The sequence below is a fragment of the Pseudomonas sp. RC2C2 genome, from assembly GCF_018390435.1.
In the GTDB taxonomy this organism is placed as follows: domain Bacteria; phylum Pseudomonadota; class Gammaproteobacteria; order Pseudomonadales; family Pseudomonadaceae; genus Aquipseudomonas; species Aquipseudomonas donghuensis.
The window spans coordinates 1-15,604 of record NZ_JAHBAX010000001.1 but is presented as its reverse complement, the minus strand read 5'-3'; the positions used below and the strand labels follow the sequence as shown (position 1 = coordinate 15,604).

The window sequence follows — 15,604 nt, the reverse complement described above, 5'->3', positions numbered from 1 at the left end:
GGCCAAGACTGCGGCAATGAACGAACTAGACGACGAGCAATTACGCCAGATGCTTGAGCGCCTGCGTCGCTTCGCCCTGTGGCTGACCCGCGAGGCCAGCAGCGCCGACGACCTGGTCCAGGCCACGGTCGAGCGCGCCTTGAGCCGCCGTGGTCAACAACGTGAAGACGCCAGCCTGCGCGCCTGGCTGTTCTCGATCCTGTACCGGCAGTTTATCGACGGCAAACGCCGCGAACGCCGCCAGGCACGTTGGCTGGCCTGGTTCGGCCGCAGCGAGGAGGCGGGCAGCAACACCGAAGATATCGTCGTTGCCCAGTTGGGCCTGGCAGCGTTCGCGCAACTGCCCACCGAGCAGCGTGCCTTGCTGTTGCTGGTCAGCGTTGAAGGCCTGAGCTACAAGGAGGCCGCCCTGGCCCTGGATGTGCCGATTGGCACGGTAATGTCACGCTTGTCGCGCGCCCGCGCGGCCATGCGCGAACTGGCCGAGGGCGACACACCGCCCCCGGCGCTGCGGAGGTTGAAATGAGCTTGATCCCGTCCGAACACGAACTGCACGCTTATGTCGACGAGCGCCTGGACAGCGAGCGGCGGCGGGCGGTGGAGCTGTACCTGGCGGCCAACCCCGAGCAGGCGGCGCGGGTCGAAGCCTGGCGCAACGATGCCCGCCAGCTGCGCGCGGCGCTGTCCGGCTTTGCCGCGCAAGCACCCAACCCGCGCCTGGACCCGGCCAACGTGCGCCGTGAGTTGCGCCGCCGGCGGCAACGGCGCTGGGCCAGTGCTGCGGTACTGCTGCTGACCCTGGGCATCGGCGGCCTGGGCGGCTGGCAGGTGCGCGAGGCGAGCCTGCTGGCCAGCAACCCGCCGATGGCCGATGCCGTGCAGGCCCATCGGCTGTTCGCCGATGCCAAGGCCCTCGACCTCAGCGCCCAGGACCCGGCGCGCCTGCAGGCCTGGCTGGGCCAGCACTTTGCCCATGTCGGCACTTTACCGGACCTCTCGGCCTACGGTTTTACCCCGCTAGGTGCGCGGCTGCTGAGCAACGAGCAGGGGCCGGCGGCGCTGTTGTTGTTTGAAGACGCCCGGGGCCAGCGGGTCAGCCTGTTCCTGCGCTCGCCGGGTGAGCACTATGCGCGCATGCCCAGTGGTGAGCGAACCGACGGCCAGCTGCAGGCCCGCTACTGGTCGCGAGGGGACTACAACTACGCCCTGGTCAGCGCCGCATCCGACCGCCGAGGCGAGCAATTGCGTCAGGCGCTTGGTATCACTTTGTAGCTGAAATGCCATTAGGGGCGTAAGCTCAAAGCCGTTGTTACTGTCGTCATTTAACTTTATTCGAGGTATCCGCCAATGAAGCGCACGCAAGGTTTGGTATTGGCCGCAGTGGTTCTGCTGGCCGGCCAAAGCGCGCTGGCTTCGGCACCAGAGGTAAAGGATGCGCGTCTGGTTGCCCATGAGCAGGCAGTGCAGGCCTATGCAGCAAGAACCGGCAAGACCGTCCCCGCGATCCAGGATTTTGCCTACGGCAAATCTGTGGATGTCGCCCGTCTGATCGAGCAAACACCCATGGCCCGCGGCTGCGAAGCGGCGCCAATGCTGATGACCTTTGAAGACTCCAGCGGCCAGCTGGTTACCCTGCGGTATCGGCTCGAAGGCCAGTGTCCGCGCTTTCAGTCAACGCGATAACGCGCCCCGGCAGCGGCGAGGGATCGTCGCTGCGCCACGCCAGGTGAAGGCCCAACCGCGGACTGGCGTCTTGCAAGCGGCAAAAGCACACACCCACTGCGAGGGGTATCGGCCCCCACAGTGCGGGAGGTGCGCCAGCGCTGGCAGATGATAAAAGCCGTGTAATAGCGCTTGGATTGCGCCAGGGTATTAATTAGAATCAATCTCATTTGAGTCTGATCCATCCAGGTGCGTAGACATGAGCGAAGCGGCGAGCCCAACCGAGCAGACCCTGCATGGCCTCTATCGGGAGCATCGCAGCTGGCTTGAACGCTGGTTGTATCAGCGCTTGGGCAACCGCTGGGATGCCGCCGACCTCAGCCAGGACACCTTCCTGCGGGTGCTGGCCAGCCCCCAGGTGCTTAGCGAACTGCGTGAGCCGCGGGCCTACCTGCTGACCGTCGGCAAGCGCTTGCTGGTCAACTTCCACAAACGCCGCAGCCTGGAACAGGCCTACCTCGAGGCCCTGGCCAACCTGCCCGAAGCGCAGATGCCGTCACCGGAACAACGCTGGTTGCTGCTGGAAACCTTGCAGGCCCTGGACGAACTGCTCGATGGCTTGCCACCAGCAGTGCGTCGGGCGTTTCTCTGGTCGCAGCTCGAAGGCCTGAACTACGCACAGATTGCCGAGCGTCTGGCTGTCAGTGAGCGTACGGTCAAACGCTACATGGCTCAGGCCTATGAGCATTGCCTGTTGGTTGATCTATGAACCGCACCTTCAGCCGCGAATCCCGGCAACTGGCCCGCACGGCGGCGCGCTGGCTGGCCTTGCTCGATTCCGGGCGCGCCAGCGCCGACGACTTGCAGCGCTTGCAGTACTGGCGCGCGGCAAGCCCGCAGCACGAGCAGATCTGGCAGCGTGCCGAAGGCTTGCGCCAACGCTTTCAGGAGGTGCCGCCAAGCTTGGCCATGGCCAGCCTGGATCGCCCCGAACCGAACCGTCGTACCTTGCTCAAGCGCGGCCTGATGGTAGCCGTGTTGCTGCCTGCTGGCTGGCTGCTCAGCCAGCAGACGCCGCTGCAGGCCTTGCGCGCCGACCTGCGTACCGCAGTGGGTGAACGCCGTGGCGTGCGCCTGGCCGATGGCAGCCTGCTGCAATTGAACACCGCCACAGCCGTCGACCTTGACCTTGTTCACCAGCGCTTGACTCTGGTCGAGGGTGAGATCGCCCTGAACGTCAGTCGCGCCCAAGCCCTGCACGTCGAGTTGGGCATGGCCCGGGTGAGCGTTGGCCAGGCCCAGGTGTGCCTGCGCCGCGATGCCGAACAGTGTCGCATCGCCGTGCTGCATGGCTCGGTGCAGGTGCGGCCGCGCCACGGTGCGGCGCTGGCCTTGCAGGCCGGCGATCAACTGACCATCAGCGCCGACGGCAGTGGCGCCATGGACCGTTTCGATCCCCATCAACCGGACTGGCGCGACGGTGTGCTGAGCGTCAACGACCAGCCGCTGGGGCAATTTTTGCGTGAGCTGTCGCGTTATCGGCCGGGTTGGTTGCGCTGGGAGCCGGCGCTGGAGTCGCTCAAGGTTACGGGGACCTTCCGCCTGGATGACACCGACCGGGTGTTGACCTTGCTGGCTGCCAGCCTGCCGCTGGCGGTGCAGGCACGCAGCCGCTACTGGATCACCCTGGTGCCGCGGCAGAAAGCGGCATGAACGGGGCCTGGTATTTTTGCCAGTAGCGCACCCGCTTGCAGAGGGTGATGATGCCGGTTCAAGGGCTGGAGCCATGCGGACATGGACGACGACAACAAAGAGCGTCTTCGCCTGTATCAACCTGGAGACACCGTGGTGCTGTATGGCTGTTTTGCCGCCGAGTACGGGGTCATGGACAGCCAGTCAGGCGAAGTACGCCGCATCGACTGGGGCGCGCACCAATTGCAGCTGTACTTCGCCTGCGATGATGAATGCCGCTGCATTCCATTCGCCAGCATCACTGCGGTGCTGGTACCCGGCCACTGCCGCGCCGCAGTAGCTGATCAAGGCTGAGCGTGGCCGCGCCAGCGGCTTCAGGGCAGTTCGATCTGCGCGCACAGCCCACCGCTGGCCCGGTTGCTCAAGGTCAGGGAGCCGCCGATGGCCTGGGTGAGCTGCGCGGCGATAGCCAGGCCCAGGCCGGTGCCGCCGGTGCTGCGGTTGCGCGAGTTCTCCACGCGATAGAAGGGCTGCAATACCGCGTCGAGCTCTTCGGCGGGAATCCCCGGGCCCTGGTCGAGCACGCGAATCACCGTGCTGTGGTTGGCGCTGCTGTGCACCTCAAGCTGCGCCGCGCCGGCGAACTTCAGGGCGTTGTCGATCAGGTTCACCAGCACCCGGCGCAAGGCTTGCGGGCGGGTCTCGATCAGCGCGCCGTTCTTGCCGTGCAGCTCGACCGGCTGGCCGCTGTCCTGGTAGTCGAACACCAGGCTGTCGAGAAAGGCATCGAGGTTGACCCGGCACGGCACCTCGCTGTTGCCATCGATGCTGCGGGCATAGGCCACGCCTTCGCGCACCAGGTGTTCCATGGCCTCCAGGTCGCTCCAGAATTTGTCTTTGTCGAGGCCATTGTCCATGGCTTCGACCCGCAGCTTCATGCGCGTGATCGGCGTCTGCAGGTCATGGGAGATCGCCGCCAGCAGTTGCATGCGCTCTTTCAGGTAGGCGCCGATGCGCGCCTGCAAGGTATTGAAGGCCACCGCGGCATACACCACTTCCCGTGGGCCACTTTCGTCCAGCTGTGGCCCCGGGGCGTTGGGGTCGAGCTGGTCGACCGCTTCGGCCAGGCGGGTCAGCGGGCGGATCGCGGTTTTCACCGCCAGCCAGGTGCACAGCAACAGCACCGCCAGCTGGATCAGCAGGACCACGGGCAGCCAGCTCGACATCGGCACCGGCGCCGGGGTGACGTCGACAGTCAGCGGCTTGCCATCGGCCAGGCGCAGGCGCACCTGGAAGTGCGGTGTGGGCCCGGGGATGTTCTGGTAGTCCAGCGCGTACTGGCCGCCCAGGGCCTTGCCGATGGACAGCGCGGCCATGGGCGCATCGTCCATGCTCAGGCGCTGGCCGGGCTCGCCGCTATCAAGGCGGTAGCGGTAGGTGCGCCGCTCCAGGCGCGGCAGCCAGGCGGCGCGTTCAGCGGCCGGCAGGCGGTCGAGAATGGCCACGGAGGTGGCGACGTCCTGCTCCAGGTTACCGAGCATCATCGAGCGCGAGCTCTGGTAGCGCTCGTAGAACTGGAAGCTGAACGACAGCCCATAAGCCAGCACCAGGCCGGTGAAGAAGATCAGCGCCAGGCGCGAGGCGAGGGTGCGCGGCCAGCGCAACAGGGTAGTCATGTTCAGGCCTCGACCCGTTGTACCGGCAAGGAGAACACATAGCCCTCGCTGCGTACCGTCTTGATGTAGGCCGGCTCGCGGGCGTCATCCTGCAGGCGCTGGCGCAGGCGGCTGACCAACAGGTCGATGGAGCGGTCGAAGATATCCGCTTCGCGACCTTGCGTGAGGTTGAGCAGTTGCTCGCGGCTGAGCACCCGTTGCGGATGATCGAGGAACACCCGCAGCAGGCGATACTCGGCGCCGCTCAGGGCCACCAGGGTGCCGTCTGTGTCGAGCAGGTGACGCGCCGTGGTGTCCAGGCGCCAGTGGCCGAAACCGATCAGGCGGCTGCTTTCGCTAACGGTCAGGTTCGGTGGCAGCATGCGCGTGCGGCGCAGTACGGCGTTGATTCGGGCCAGCAGTTCGCGAGCCGAAAAGGGTTTGCTCAGGTAATCGTCGGCGCCCATTTCCAGGCCGATGATGCGGTCGGTTTCGTCGTTGCGGGCGGTCAGCATCAGCACGGGCGTGGCCTTGTGCTTGCCGGCGCGCAGTTCGCGGCACAGCTGCAGGCCGTCGTCACCGGGCATCATGATGTCGAGTACGATCAGGTCGACCACATTGGACTCGAGGAAGGCGCGCATCTGCCGGCCATCGGCGGCGATGGTGGTGCGCAGCCCGTTCTTTTTCAGGTAGTTGCCCACCAGCTCCCTGATCTCGCGATCATCGTCGACGATCAGGATGTGATCGACATGCTCCATCGTCCGGCTCCCGTCATGGTGGTGGCGGCAAGTGTACCGAGGCCGGTGTCGCTTGCCTGCCGGGGTTTGTATTGCAGTGTATCTACTGTGGACACAGATACCTGAGGAGGCAAAACGGCGCGATCCGGACACATCGGCGATACCTGGCGGGCCTGAAATAGCCAGCAACGCGGTGGAACCCTTCACCGCCTTGCAACCTGCTTCGGGAGTACCACCATGAACATCAAGCCCCTTGCCACTGCCAGCCTGGTGACCCTGCTGAGCTTCGGCACCATTGCCGCCCAGGCCAACGACAACGTGCCGGTGCAGCCCTATCGCTATGGCCAGCAACTGGATGTGCACAAGGTCCTGGCCTTGCACGAAGACAGCCGCATCGGCTGCGGCGTGGTCAATGCGCAAATGGACTACCTTGATTCCCAGGGCAAGGAGCACCGTCTGCAGTACCAGAAATTTGCCAGCGACTGCCATGAAGGCGGTTAAGCCATCGACCAGGGAGGTTCGTCCATGAACATCAACGTTAACGCTACCCGCCGCCGGGCCTTGGGCCTGGCCGCCTTGCTGGCCGTGCTGCTGGCGGCCGCAGGCCTGGGCAACCGCCTTTTCGCTGGCACGCCTGCAAGCCTTGAAGTACTGGGGCCGATGCCGGAGCTGGCGGGTGCCGTGCAGTGGCTCAACTCGCCGCCACTTGACCGCGAAGCGCTCAAGGGCAAGGTGGTGCTGGTGGACTTCTGGACCTACGAGTGCATCAACTGCCGACGCAGCCTGCCGCACGTCAACACCTGGGCCAAGCGCTACGCTGAGCGGGGCCTGGTGGTGATCGGCGTGCACACCCCGGAGTACGCCGAAGAACGGGTGGTCGACAATGTGCGCGAGCAAGTGGCCAAGCTGGGCATCGATTACCCGGTGGCCATCGACAACGACTATGCGATCTGGAACGCCTTCGGCAACCAGTTCTGGCCGGCGCACTACATCGTCGACGGCAACGGCCAGGTGCGCTATGTGCACTTTGGCGAGGGCGCCTACGACACCCAGGAGCAGGTGATCCAGCAATTGCTCGAGGAGCGACCTGTGGGAGCGGCGGTGCGGCGTCCCGACTAGACCCGCGATCGAGCGCGAAGCGGTCGTAAACCAGGCGCCGCCTGATGTGCTGGTTGTACTGGCCTCATCGCGGGTCAAGCCCGCTCCCACAGATAGTTGCTACCACTATTTGTCACTGACGCGATGGTTGTTTCAGGGCCTTGGCCAGCTGCCGGATCGCCGTTTCGATTTCACTGGCCGTCAGTGATGAATAGCCCAGCAACCAGCCCTGCTGCTTGTGTTCACCGGCATACAAGCGGCTGAGCCCGGGCAGCTGCACACCGGCACGGGCGGCCAGGCGTTGGGTCTGTGGTTCTGACCAGCCCGGCTCGAGCACACAGGGAATCTGCAGGCCACCCGGCGGGCGCATGGCGGTGACGATGCCCGCCAGGTGCTTGCCAATGGCCTCGAGCAGGCACGCCCGGCGTCCGGCGTAGAGCTTGCGCATGGCTCGCACATGGGCGTTGTAGTGGCCGTCGTCCATGAAGCGCGCCAGGGTCAGTTGCAGCACCTGCGGCGTATGCCCGTCGATGATGCTGCGTGCCGCGCTGAAGGGCGCCACCAGCTCCGCCGGCAGCACCATGTAGCCGATGCGCAGGCCGGGGTAGAGGGTCTTGCTGAAGGTGCCGATGTAGAGGGTGCGCTGGTGGCTGTCCAGGCCCTGCACGCAGGTGGTCGGCAGGCCGTCGTAATGGAATTCGCTGTCGTAGTCGTCCTCGATGATCCACGTGCCGTTTTCCGCTGCCCAGTTGATCAGTTCAAGGCGGCGCTCCAGGCTCAGGGTCGCGCCCGTGGGGTACTGATGCGAAGGGGTGAGGTAGACGCAGCGGGCGCCGCTGCGGTCGGCACGCAGCAGGTCGGTACGGATGCCCTGGGCGTCGACGTCGATGGGTACGATCCGCGCTTGCGCCGCTTCAAAGGCTTTTTTCGCGCCAAAGTAGCCGGGGTTCTCCAGCAGGATCGGCTTGCCGGCGTCCACCAGCATCTGTGCGCAAAGGAACAGCGCCTGGCGGGTACTGCTGAGCACCAGCACCTGCTCGGGTGCCACTTTGGCGCCACGCTCCAGATTCAGGTAGGTGGCGATGGCCTTGCGCAGGGCCTCGCAGCCCTGTGGGTCACCATGTAGCAGGACGTTGTCGCGATGGTCTTTCACGGCTTGGCGTTGCAGGCGCTCCCAGACATCCATCGGGAACGAGCGGGTTTCCGGCAGGCCGGTGGCAAAGGCCTTGATTGCCTGTTGATCGCTGACGCCACCGTTGTCGAAGAGGGTTTGGCCACGCTGGCTCAGGCCCTGGCCAGGCAGCCGGTTACTGGTTTTTTGTGCCTGGGCCTTGATGCGCCGTTGCGTGCCGCCGTGCAGTTGCGCGCCGAGGTTGTGCGACACATAGCTCCCCGAACCCTCGCGGCGCAGGATGTAGCCATCGCGCTGCAATTGCACATAGGCGTTCTCGACGGTGTCGCGGGCCACCCCCAGTGACGTGGCCAGGGTCCGCGTCGCCGGCAGTTTCATGCCGCCGGCCAGTGCGCCTTCAAGGATCAGTGCACGCAAGGCGCGCTGGATACGCTGGTGCAGGTCCAGCGGCGCGAACTGCGCGTCGTTGACACGCATCTTCAGGGTTTCAAGCTCGAACGTGGTTGTCATGTGGTCTGCTGTAAGTGAAAAAACTGGCCTGAATGGGCAGGCCAGTCTATTCGTACACTCGGTCGCTCGTCACTGCCTACCTGCAAGGAACCACCTGCTATGCCTGATTCAGCGATACGCGCCAGCGACCTCATCCATCCGATCATTGCCGGCCTTATCTCGGTGATCGTCAACTATGGCGGGACGTTCATCCTGGTGTTCCAGGCGGCCCAGGTTGCCGGTTTGAGCCCCGCACTCACGGCTTCCTGGGTGTGGTCGGTATCCATCGGCGTTGGCGTTACCGGGCTGTTGCTCAGCTGGGTGATGCGTCAGCCGATCATCACCGCCTGGTCCACCCCGGCGGCGGCCTTTCTGGTCGTAGCCTTGGCCAGTACGCCTTATGCCGAGGCGGTAGGTGCTTACCTGGTCTCGGCGGCCGCGTTCGTGCTGCTGGGCTTATCGGGCTGTTTCGACAAGCTCATCCGTCTGATTCCAGCGGGCATTGCGGCGGGGCTGCTGGCCGGGATCCTGCTGCAATTCGGCATCGGTGCCTTTGCCGGGCTGAGCGTCGACCCGCTGCTGGCCGCGCTGCTGATCGTTGCCTATCTGCTCTTCAAGCGCTTCAGTGCGCGCTATGCGGTGGTGGGCATTTTGCTGCTGGGGCTGGGCTTTTTGCTGATGCGCGGGCAACTGGACTTGTCGGGGCTGCGCCTGCAATTGGCGGCGCCGGTCTTTACCACACCTGTGTTTTCGCTCAATGCCGTGCTCAGCGTGGCCCTGCCGTTGTTCCTGATTACCCTGACCGGCCAGTACATGCCCGGCATGCTGGTGCTGCGCAATGACGGCTTCAAGGCCAGTGCCAACCCCATCGTCACCCTTACCGGACTGGGCTCGCTGTTGATGGCGCCGTTCGGCGCCCACGCCTTCAACATCGCTGCAATCACCGCGGCGATCTGCACGGGCAAGGAGGCCCACGAAGAGCCCGGCAAGCGCTGGATCGCCGGGGTGGCAGCAGGCGTGTTGTACCTTGTTGTCGGTGTCTTCGGGGTAACCCTGGCCGCGCTGTTCATGGCCTTTCCGGCCACTTTCATCAGCACCCTGGCGGGGTTGGCGCTGCTGGGCAGCATTGGCGGCAGCCTGGCCAATGCCATGGCCGATGCGCAAACCCGCGAAGCGTCGCTGATCACTTTTCTGGCGGCGGCCGCCAATATCAATGTGCTCGGGATTGGCGGGGCGTTCTGGGGATTGCTGATTGGGCTTGGGGCTTATGCCGTGCTCAATGGCCGCTTGCCGCGCCGGGATGTTCTCCCGCAAAGGGTACTTTAGCCCTGGTATCCACGCTAGGATCAGCAGTCCTGCACTGACAACGAGGTCACCTGTGAAATATGCCATTGCCCTGCTACTGAGCCTGACGCCGCTATTGGCCAGTGCCGCCGACGTCGGCGAGCGCCTGGCGCCGTTTACCTTGCTTGACCAGCACGACCAGGCCTACAGCCTCAACGCGCAGACCCGCGTGCTGCTGGTGGCGCGCAACATGGACGCGGCCAAGCTGGTCAAGGCCGCGCTGGGCGAGCAGCCCAAGGGCTACCTGGAGGCGCGCGATGCGGTGTTCGTCGCCGATATTCAGCGCATGCCGGCGCTGATCAGCAAGCTGTTCGCGATCCCGGCCATGCGCGATTACAACTACCGGGTGGTGCTGGACCGCGACGGCAAGGTCGTCGCGCAGTATCCGGGGGCTGAGGACAAGGTGTTGTGGCTTCAGTTGGAGCAGGGCAAGGTGGTGGCGCAGAAGGAATATGCCAGTGCCGAGGCGTTGGCGGCGGCACTAAAGGCTTTACCGCCGCAATAATGGCGGGGCTGCTTTGCAACCCATCGCCGTCAAGGCCAGCTCCCACAGTGGATGTGCATGCACCGGAACCCTGTGGGCGCTGGCTTGCCAGCGATGAGGCCGGTGCAGGCAGGCGCACAGCCTAGAGCGGCACCTGCAACGTCGTCTTGACCCGGTCCAGCACCACAACGGTCCGAAACCACTTCACGTTGGGGTTATCGTGAAACAGCCGCTGGGCGATGTCCTGGAACACGGTCATGCTCGCCACCGTCAGTACCAGCAAGAAGTCGGCATCGCCAGTGACGTAATAGCACTGCTGAATCTCCGGCCCTGAGAAGGCGCGCTTCATCGCGTCCAGGTCCGCCGACTGGGTGCGGTCGGCATGCACCTCGACCATCAGGGTAATCACCTGGCCGACTTTGTCCGGGTTGATGACCGCAGCGTTGGCCTGAATTACCCCGGACTTTTTCAAACGCTGAATACGCCGCTGCACCGAGGCCGTGGATAAATGCACCTGTTCGGCCAGCTCGCGCAGGGGCTGGCTGTTGTCCCGCTGCAAGGCAGCGAGCAGGGCAAGGTCGAATTCGTCCAGGTCCATGCAAAAATTTCTCATCTTGAGCGGTGAAAACGAGGGCACTTATCAGTGCCTGCGGAATAAATTATCACCCTCTGCTGGCCCTGATTAAGGTATTTGCAATGACCGCGCATAACTCCACATTGGGCGTAGCGCTCAATGTCCTCGCCTCGGTGCTGTTCGCGGTGATGTACGCCTACACCAGCCTGCTCGCGCCCCTGGATGGCGCCGAAATCTATGGCTGGCGGATCTTGCTGACCGTGCCGTGCCTGACCCTGATGGTGGTCGCCAGCGGGCACTGGCCGCAAGTGCGGCGGATTTTTCAGCGGCTGTTCGAGGAGCGCGGGTTCTGGGCGATTCGCCTGGTTTCGGCGGCCTTGCTCGGCGTGCAGCTGTGGCTGTTCATGTGGGCACCGATCAATGGCTATGGCCTGGACGTGTCGCTGGGCTACTTCCTCATGCCGCTGGTCATGGTGATTGTCGGCCGCCTGGCGTTCAAGGATTCGATCAGCCGCCTGCAACTGCTGGCGTGTGCGTTGGCGGCGCTGGGCATCATCAACCAGATCGCCATCGCCAAGGCGATCTCCTGGCCGGTGCTGGTGGTGAGCCTGTGCTACCCGCTGTACTTCTGGCTGCGCCGGGTGACCGACAGCAACAACATGGGCGGGCTATGGTTCGACATGAGCCTGAGCCTGCCGGTGAGCCTGTACTTCGTGCTCAAGGGTGGCGTGGTGCTCGGCCTTGCCGGGCTGGCCTCGAACCTGCCCTGGCTGGTGCTCGGCCTGGGCGCGATCAGTGCGGCGGCGCTGGGCTTGCAGGCGCTGTCGGCGCCGCGCCTGAACCTGACCCTGTTCGGCCTGCTGATCTATGTCGAGCCGGTGTTGCTGGTGGTCGCCGCGGTGCTGTTGGGCGACAGCATCGCCCCGGCGCAGTGGCCGACCTACCTGGCGATCTGGTTGGCGGTGCTGGTGCTGGTGGTGGAGGGCGGCTTGAGCCTGGGCGGCAACCGCCGCACTTACTCGCCGAGGCGCTGCTCGCGTGAAGGCGGGTAGCCAAAATAGGCGCAGTAGCACTTGCTGAAGTGCGAGACTGAAACAAAGCCGCAGGCAATCGCTACGTCCATCAGCGGCAGGTCGGAATACTGCAGCAGGCGCCGGCTCTTGGTGATGCGCAGTTCCATGTAGTAGCGGCTTGGCGAGGTGCCGAGCTGGGCCTGGAACAGGCGGTCGATTTGCCGGCGCGAACGGCCGCTGTAGGCGGCCAGCTGATCGAGGCTGAGGGTTTCTTCCAGGTTGCTTTCCATCAGCTCGACGATGGTGCGCAGGGGTGCGCTCATGGTTTTTTTCTGGCTGTTGTCGACCCGGCGAAAGCGCGCACTGGAAAACGCCAGGATCTCCTCGACACCCTCGGCCAGCGCTTCACCGTGTTGCCACTTGAGCAACGCCAGCATCATCTCCAGAGCGCCGTTGGGGCTGGCGGCGGTCAGGCGCTCGCGGTCGAGCACAAAGCTTGCCGGGGTGATGGTGCACTGCGGGCTGCGCTCGGCCAGGCTCGCCCGTTGTTCGGGGTGGATGGTGCAGTTGTAGCCTTCGAGCACGCCGGCGCGGCCAAGAAACCAGGCACCGTTCCACAACCCGCCGAGGGCCAGGTGGTGAGCGGCGGCATCGGCCAGCAGCCTGTCCAGCTGTGGGTACTTGAGCGGGGTACGCAAGCCGCCGCAGACGATCAGCATATCGAGGTTGTCCAGGGCCGCGCGGTCGAGGTGCGCGGCATAGATCTCCAGGCCCAGGTCACTGGTCACCCGTTCGCTGTCCAGGGAAAACGGCGTGCTCAAATACAGATGGCTCTTGAGCAGGTTGGCCGTCACCAGCACATCCATGGCCACGGTAAAGCTGGCCATGGAGAAGTTCTCCAGCAGCAGGAAGCCCACCTGATAGGCCGGAGTAGAGGCCGCCTCGGGGTGTTTGAGATTGAGCATGTTGCTGGTGCTGGATTTCTTGCTGAACTGGCGTGGGGTGGGCAAGGTCGACTCCGCGAGGCATGGCGTGGCGTGGCCGAGTGTGCGTTCACAGGTTGCGAAACACAATATGGTGCGCACAGGGCGCTACTCGTGCGGTGGTAGCGGTACCTGGGAGAATGGCTCGGGTATGACCGGTGTGTAGTGAGGCAGCTGCTTGAGCAGCCCCTTGTAGCCTTGCAAGGGGATGGTCCGTGCTGGTTTTTTCGGGTCGCTGGCGAAGAAGTTTTCCCAATGCCCCAGCACCAGGGTACGCGGCTGGGTGATGCGCAGCAGGGCGGCAGGGTAGTTGTGCACCTGGTCCCAACTGGCGGCGCAGAGAATCTCGACATCGATGCGTTTGCCGTCGGCGATCAGCGGCGGGAAGCCCAGAGGCGGGGTGGCGGCGCTGTCCTGGTAATGGATGCGATACACCGGCTTGCCGTTTTCGTCGAGCAGGTCGATCAGCCAGGCCAGGGTTACCTCGCCGAGCCGCCAGCCAAACAGGCTTTGGGGGAGCGTGCCGAGAGGGTGATCGTATTGTCCCTGAATGAAGTTGATGCCAAAGGCATGCCCGGCATGTTCGCTGTGGATCGGCATGGCGCGAATCATCCCGGGCGTTGGCCCTTGGGGCCGGGTGCCATCCTTGGCTGACTGGCCGTTGGAGTAGAACCAGGTGCCGCGACGGCTGGGCTGGTAGGGGTTGGCAATCTCGTCTGCTACCAGCACCTTGATTCGGCGGGCATCAACCTTGCCGGCATGAAGGATATGACCGACGGTTTGCGAGCCGTAGACCGTCGCCTTGGGGGTATGGATGTGCATGACCCTGGGGACATCGAGCAAATGGTCGTAGTGGGCATGCCCGACCAGGAGCATTTTCACGTCGCGGGCGCTTGGCATCAACGCGTCGATGCGCTGCGGGTTGGCCTTGACCCGTAACGGCGGCAGGCCACGGATGCCCAGGCCGCCGGGGTTGGAAAACGACGGCGCGAGCAACAGGCCTTCGCCTTTCCAGTGGACCAGCCAGCCACCGACGCCCAGGTAGTGCAGCGTGGGTTCAGGTAGCGATTGCTGGTTGCTCACGATCAAATGCCGGGAGCCTGGCAGGTAAGTGCAGGCCGAGATCATCAGGGGCAGGGCGAGCAGCAGCCAGCGCATGAGGTCACCTCGCAAGCGTGATGAAGGGCACACCCACAGTTCAGTCGAGCACTTGGCAAATTGCCATTGCCGGGTGATGTGGCGGATGAACGGCAGGGTGGGTACATTTGATGTTTTATCGGCAGCAAGCGCCGGGCGGTTCGCAACCCCGCGCTTGCTTGCCCGCGAACTTTCTCGTCAGGACCTGTCGGCCCTGACTGCCATCCTCAGTGACCCCGAAGTCATGGGTGGAGCAGGCCAGCCTGGGTTATCGTCTGGCCACGCGCTTTTGGCGTCAGGGGCTTGCTAGCGAAGCGGTGCGGGGCGTGCTGGAGTATGTATTCAGCCAGCAACAGCAGCCTGCCGTCATTGCAATCATCGAGTCTGCAAACGTCGCCTCCTTGCGTGTGGCGCAAAAAGCCGGTTTCAATACCTTCGATACCGTGCAGTTCCACGGGCGGCCCGTACGTGTGTACCGGCTGACGCATCAGGACTGGAAGGCGCCATGACCAGCAGACACCTCGACCCGTTGCGCCAGGCCATCCGCCAACGGCCGGTCTCGCCACCTCCAGCACCCTGGAAGCGGACAGGCCAGTTCACCGTCGCCGGCCTGCTGGAAATCGGTTTTGACCGAGACAGCGAGCGGCTGTTGGTGGCTTCAAGCTCCGGCCGCAGTGTGATCGACTGTCGCACCGGCGAGAAAATCGCTCGCGACCGTACCGACAACCTGGGCAGCGACCATTACCTGGAAACCCGCGGCATCGGCCCGCTGCACGACCGGGTGATCCGCATGGCCGGTATTCAGGGCGGCGGCTTGCCGATCAGCACCAGCGATGGCTGGGTGGTGGAGAACATCACCCTGGCCTGGCCCGAGCAGCACCTGCTGCTGGTTGAACCGGGTTCCTGGCTGCATGGCGCGCGTTACAACCGGCCCTGGCAGTTTCATACCCTGGCGATCGAGACCGACGTACGCGCGTTCGGGTTCTCCTATACCGGCATGAGCCTGGTGCTTGCCACCAGTGGCGAGCTGGTGATTTATGGGCGCTCCGCAACCCTTCGCGGATAAATCCGCACACAAGCTTGGCGCAGAACCTGTAGACGCGGGCTTGACCCTCGATACAGGTGTTGCCTGGATTGCGACCGCTACGCGCTCGATCGCGGGCAAGACCCGCTCCCACAAGTCCGGCGTACACAGATCCACTGTGGGAGCTGGCCTTGCCAGCGATGGGGCCGGTACAGCCAGCACATCAGGTGGTGCCTGGATTACGACTGCTGCGCGCTCGATCGCGGGCAAGGCCAGCTCCCACAAGTCCGGCGTACACAGATCCACTGTGGGAGCTGGCTTGCCAGCGATGAGGCCCGGTACAGCCAGCACATCAGGTGGTGTCTGGATTGCGACCGCTGCGCGCTCGATCGCTGGCAAGGCCAGCTCCCACAAGTCCGGCGTACACAGATCCACTGTGGGAGCTGGCTTGCCAGCGATGGGGCCAGTACAGCCAGCTCATCAGGTGGTGCCTGGATTGCGACCGCTGCGCGCTCGATCGCTGGCAAGGCCAGCTCCCACAAGTCCGGCGTACACAGATCCACTGTGGGAGCTGGTTTGC

Annotated in this window: 18 protein-coding genes and 1 pseudogene; 13 read left to right on the top strand and 6 right to left on the bottom strand. The window is 64.3% G+C overall.

Annotated features, from left to right (window positions below; translation table 11 throughout):
* The first annotated feature begins 16 nt into the window (after nucleotides 1-16).
* The 6 genes from KHO53_RS00095 to KHO53_RS00070 all read left to right on the top strand — a co-directional run bounded on the left by KHO53_RS00095 (nucleotide 17) and on the right by KHO53_RS00070 (nucleotide 3,708).
* Complete coding sequence (locus KHO53_RS00095) at nucleotides 17-526, top strand: sigma-70 family RNA polymerase sigma factor (RefSeq protein WP_036996182.1); 510 nt, start codon at nucleotides 17-19, stop codon at nucleotides 524-526.
* Nucleotides 523-1,272 (top strand): anti-sigma factor family protein, encoded by a 750-nt coding sequence (locus tag KHO53_RS00090; protein WP_010226811.1) that lies wholly within the window; start codon nucleotides 523-525, stop codon nucleotides 1,270-1,272. The genes KHO53_RS00095 and KHO53_RS00090 overlap by 4 nt, the downstream gene beginning before the upstream one ends.
* A 75-nt stretch (nucleotides 1,273-1,347) precedes the next feature.
* Nucleotides 1,348-1,683, top strand: a complete 336-nt coding sequence (locus tag KHO53_RS00085; protein WP_036996181.1) for a DUF2790 domain-containing protein — start codon at nucleotides 1,348-1,350, stop codon at nucleotides 1,681-1,683.
* Between the two features lie 238 nt (nucleotides 1,684-1,921).
* Nucleotides 1,922-2,431 (top strand): sigma-70 family RNA polymerase sigma factor, encoded by a 510-nt coding sequence (locus KHO53_RS00080; RefSeq protein ID WP_010226815.1) that lies wholly within the window; start codon nucleotides 1,922-1,924, stop codon nucleotides 2,429-2,431.
* On the top strand, nucleotides 2,428-3,375 hold the full coding sequence (locus KHO53_RS00075; RefSeq protein ID WP_036996180.1) for a FecR domain-containing protein: 948 nt from the start codon (nucleotides 2,428-2,430) through the stop codon (nucleotides 3,373-3,375). Before KHO53_RS00080 ends, KHO53_RS00075 begins: the two co-directional genes overlap by 4 nt.
* A gap of 81 nt (nucleotides 3,376-3,456) precedes the next feature.
* On the top strand, nucleotides 3,457-3,708 hold the full coding sequence (locus KHO53_RS00070) for a hypothetical protein (RefSeq protein ID WP_010226819.1): 252 nt from the start codon (nucleotides 3,457-3,459) through the stop codon (nucleotides 3,706-3,708).
* A 20-nt stretch (nucleotides 3,709-3,728) separates the two neighbouring features.
* Here the strand turns inward: KHO53_RS00070 and KHO53_RS00065 are convergent, their stop codons facing one another.
* Both KHO53_RS00065 and KHO53_RS00060 read right to left on the bottom strand, forming a co-directional pair.
* Nucleotides 3,729-5,018, bottom strand: coding sequence for a sensor histidine kinase (locus KHO53_RS00065; RefSeq protein ID WP_213570590.1), 1,290 nt, complete (start codon nucleotides 5,016-5,018; stop codon nucleotides 3,729-3,731).
* 14 nt (nucleotides 5,019-5,032) lie between these two features.
* Entirely contained in the window at nucleotides 5,033-5,767 is a 735-nt protein-coding gene (locus KHO53_RS00060) for a response regulator (RefSeq protein ID WP_010226824.1), read from the bottom strand.
* A gap of 216 nt (nucleotides 5,768-5,983) precedes the next feature.
* Here KHO53_RS00060 and KHO53_RS00055 point away from each other — a divergent pair, with 216 nt between their 5' ends.
* Nucleotides 5,984-6,247 carry a DUF2790 domain-containing protein gene (locus KHO53_RS00055; protein WP_010226826.1) on the top strand — a complete coding sequence of 88 codons (264 nt, stop codon included), beginning with the start codon at nucleotides 5,984-5,986 and terminating at the stop codon, nucleotides 6,245-6,247.
* 153 nt (nucleotides 6,248-6,400) lie between these two features.
* Nucleotides 6,401-6,865 (top strand): annotated as a pseudogene (locus KHO53_RS00050) (thioredoxin family protein); the annotation flags it as partial.
* Nucleotides 6,866-6,977: 112 nt separating this feature from the next.
* Here the strand turns inward: KHO53_RS00050 and pdxR are convergent.
* On the bottom strand, nucleotides 6,978-8,486 hold the full coding sequence (gene pdxR / locus KHO53_RS00045) for a MocR-like pyridoxine biosynthesis transcription factor PdxR (RefSeq protein ID WP_213569787.1): 1,509 nt from the start codon (nucleotides 8,484-8,486) through the stop codon (nucleotides 6,978-6,980).
* Between the two features lie 99 nt (nucleotides 8,487-8,585).
* Between pdxR and KHO53_RS00040 the strand changes: the two genes are divergently transcribed.
* Together KHO53_RS00040 and KHO53_RS00035 are read left to right on the top strand one after the other, a co-directional pair.
* Complete coding sequence (locus tag KHO53_RS00040; RefSeq protein WP_213569786.1) at nucleotides 8,586-9,791, top strand: benzoate/H(+) symporter BenE family transporter; 1,206 nt, start codon at nucleotides 8,586-8,588, stop codon at nucleotides 9,789-9,791.
* Between the two features lie 52 nt (nucleotides 9,792-9,843).
* Nucleotides 9,844-10,314 carry a hypothetical protein gene (locus tag KHO53_RS00035; RefSeq protein ID WP_036996175.1) on the top strand — a complete coding sequence of 157 codons (471 nt, stop codon included), beginning with the start codon at nucleotides 9,844-9,846 and terminating at the stop codon, nucleotides 10,312-10,314.
* A gap of 121 nt (nucleotides 10,315-10,435) precedes the next feature.
* Here KHO53_RS00035 and KHO53_RS00030 read toward each other — a convergent pair whose 3' ends face one another.
* Entirely contained in the window at nucleotides 10,436-10,891 is a 456-nt protein-coding gene (locus tag KHO53_RS00030) for an Lrp/AsnC family transcriptional regulator (RefSeq protein ID WP_036996173.1), read from the bottom strand.
* A 98-nt stretch (nucleotides 10,892-10,989) separates the two neighbouring features.
* On the opposite strand from KHO53_RS00030, the gene rarD reads away from it, so the two are divergent.
* Nucleotides 10,990-11,919, top strand: coding sequence for an EamA family transporter RarD (gene rarD, locus KHO53_RS00025; RefSeq protein ID WP_036996172.1), 930 nt, complete (start codon nucleotides 10,990-10,992; stop codon nucleotides 11,917-11,919).
* Here rarD and KHO53_RS00020 read toward each other — a convergent pair.
* Nucleotides 11,883-12,890, bottom strand: coding sequence for a GlxA family transcriptional regulator (locus KHO53_RS00020; protein ID WP_213569785.1), 1,008 nt, complete (start codon nucleotides 12,888-12,890; stop codon nucleotides 11,883-11,885). The genes rarD and KHO53_RS00020 overlap by 37 nt on opposite strands.
* A gap of 81 nt (nucleotides 12,891-12,971) precedes the next feature.
* Complete coding sequence (locus KHO53_RS00015; protein WP_100782471.1) at nucleotides 12,972-14,021, bottom strand: MBL fold metallo-hydrolase; 1,050 nt, start codon at nucleotides 14,019-14,021, stop codon at nucleotides 12,972-12,974.
* A gap of 227 nt (nucleotides 14,022-14,248) precedes the next feature.
* Between KHO53_RS00015 and KHO53_RS00010 the strand changes: the two genes are divergently transcribed.
* Together KHO53_RS00010 and KHO53_RS00005 are read left to right on the top strand one after the other, a co-directional pair.
* Nucleotides 14,249-14,509 (top strand): GNAT family N-acetyltransferase, encoded by a 261-nt coding sequence (locus KHO53_RS00010; protein ID WP_010226842.1) that lies wholly within the window; start codon nucleotides 14,249-14,251, stop codon nucleotides 14,507-14,509.
* A complete protein-coding gene (locus KHO53_RS00005) occupies nucleotides 14,506-15,066 on the top strand; it encodes a hypothetical protein (protein WP_010226843.1) in 561 nt (186 codons plus the stop codon). The genes KHO53_RS00010 and KHO53_RS00005 overlap by 4 nt, the downstream gene beginning before the upstream one ends.
* Nucleotides 15,067-15,604 lie beyond the last annotated feature (538 nt).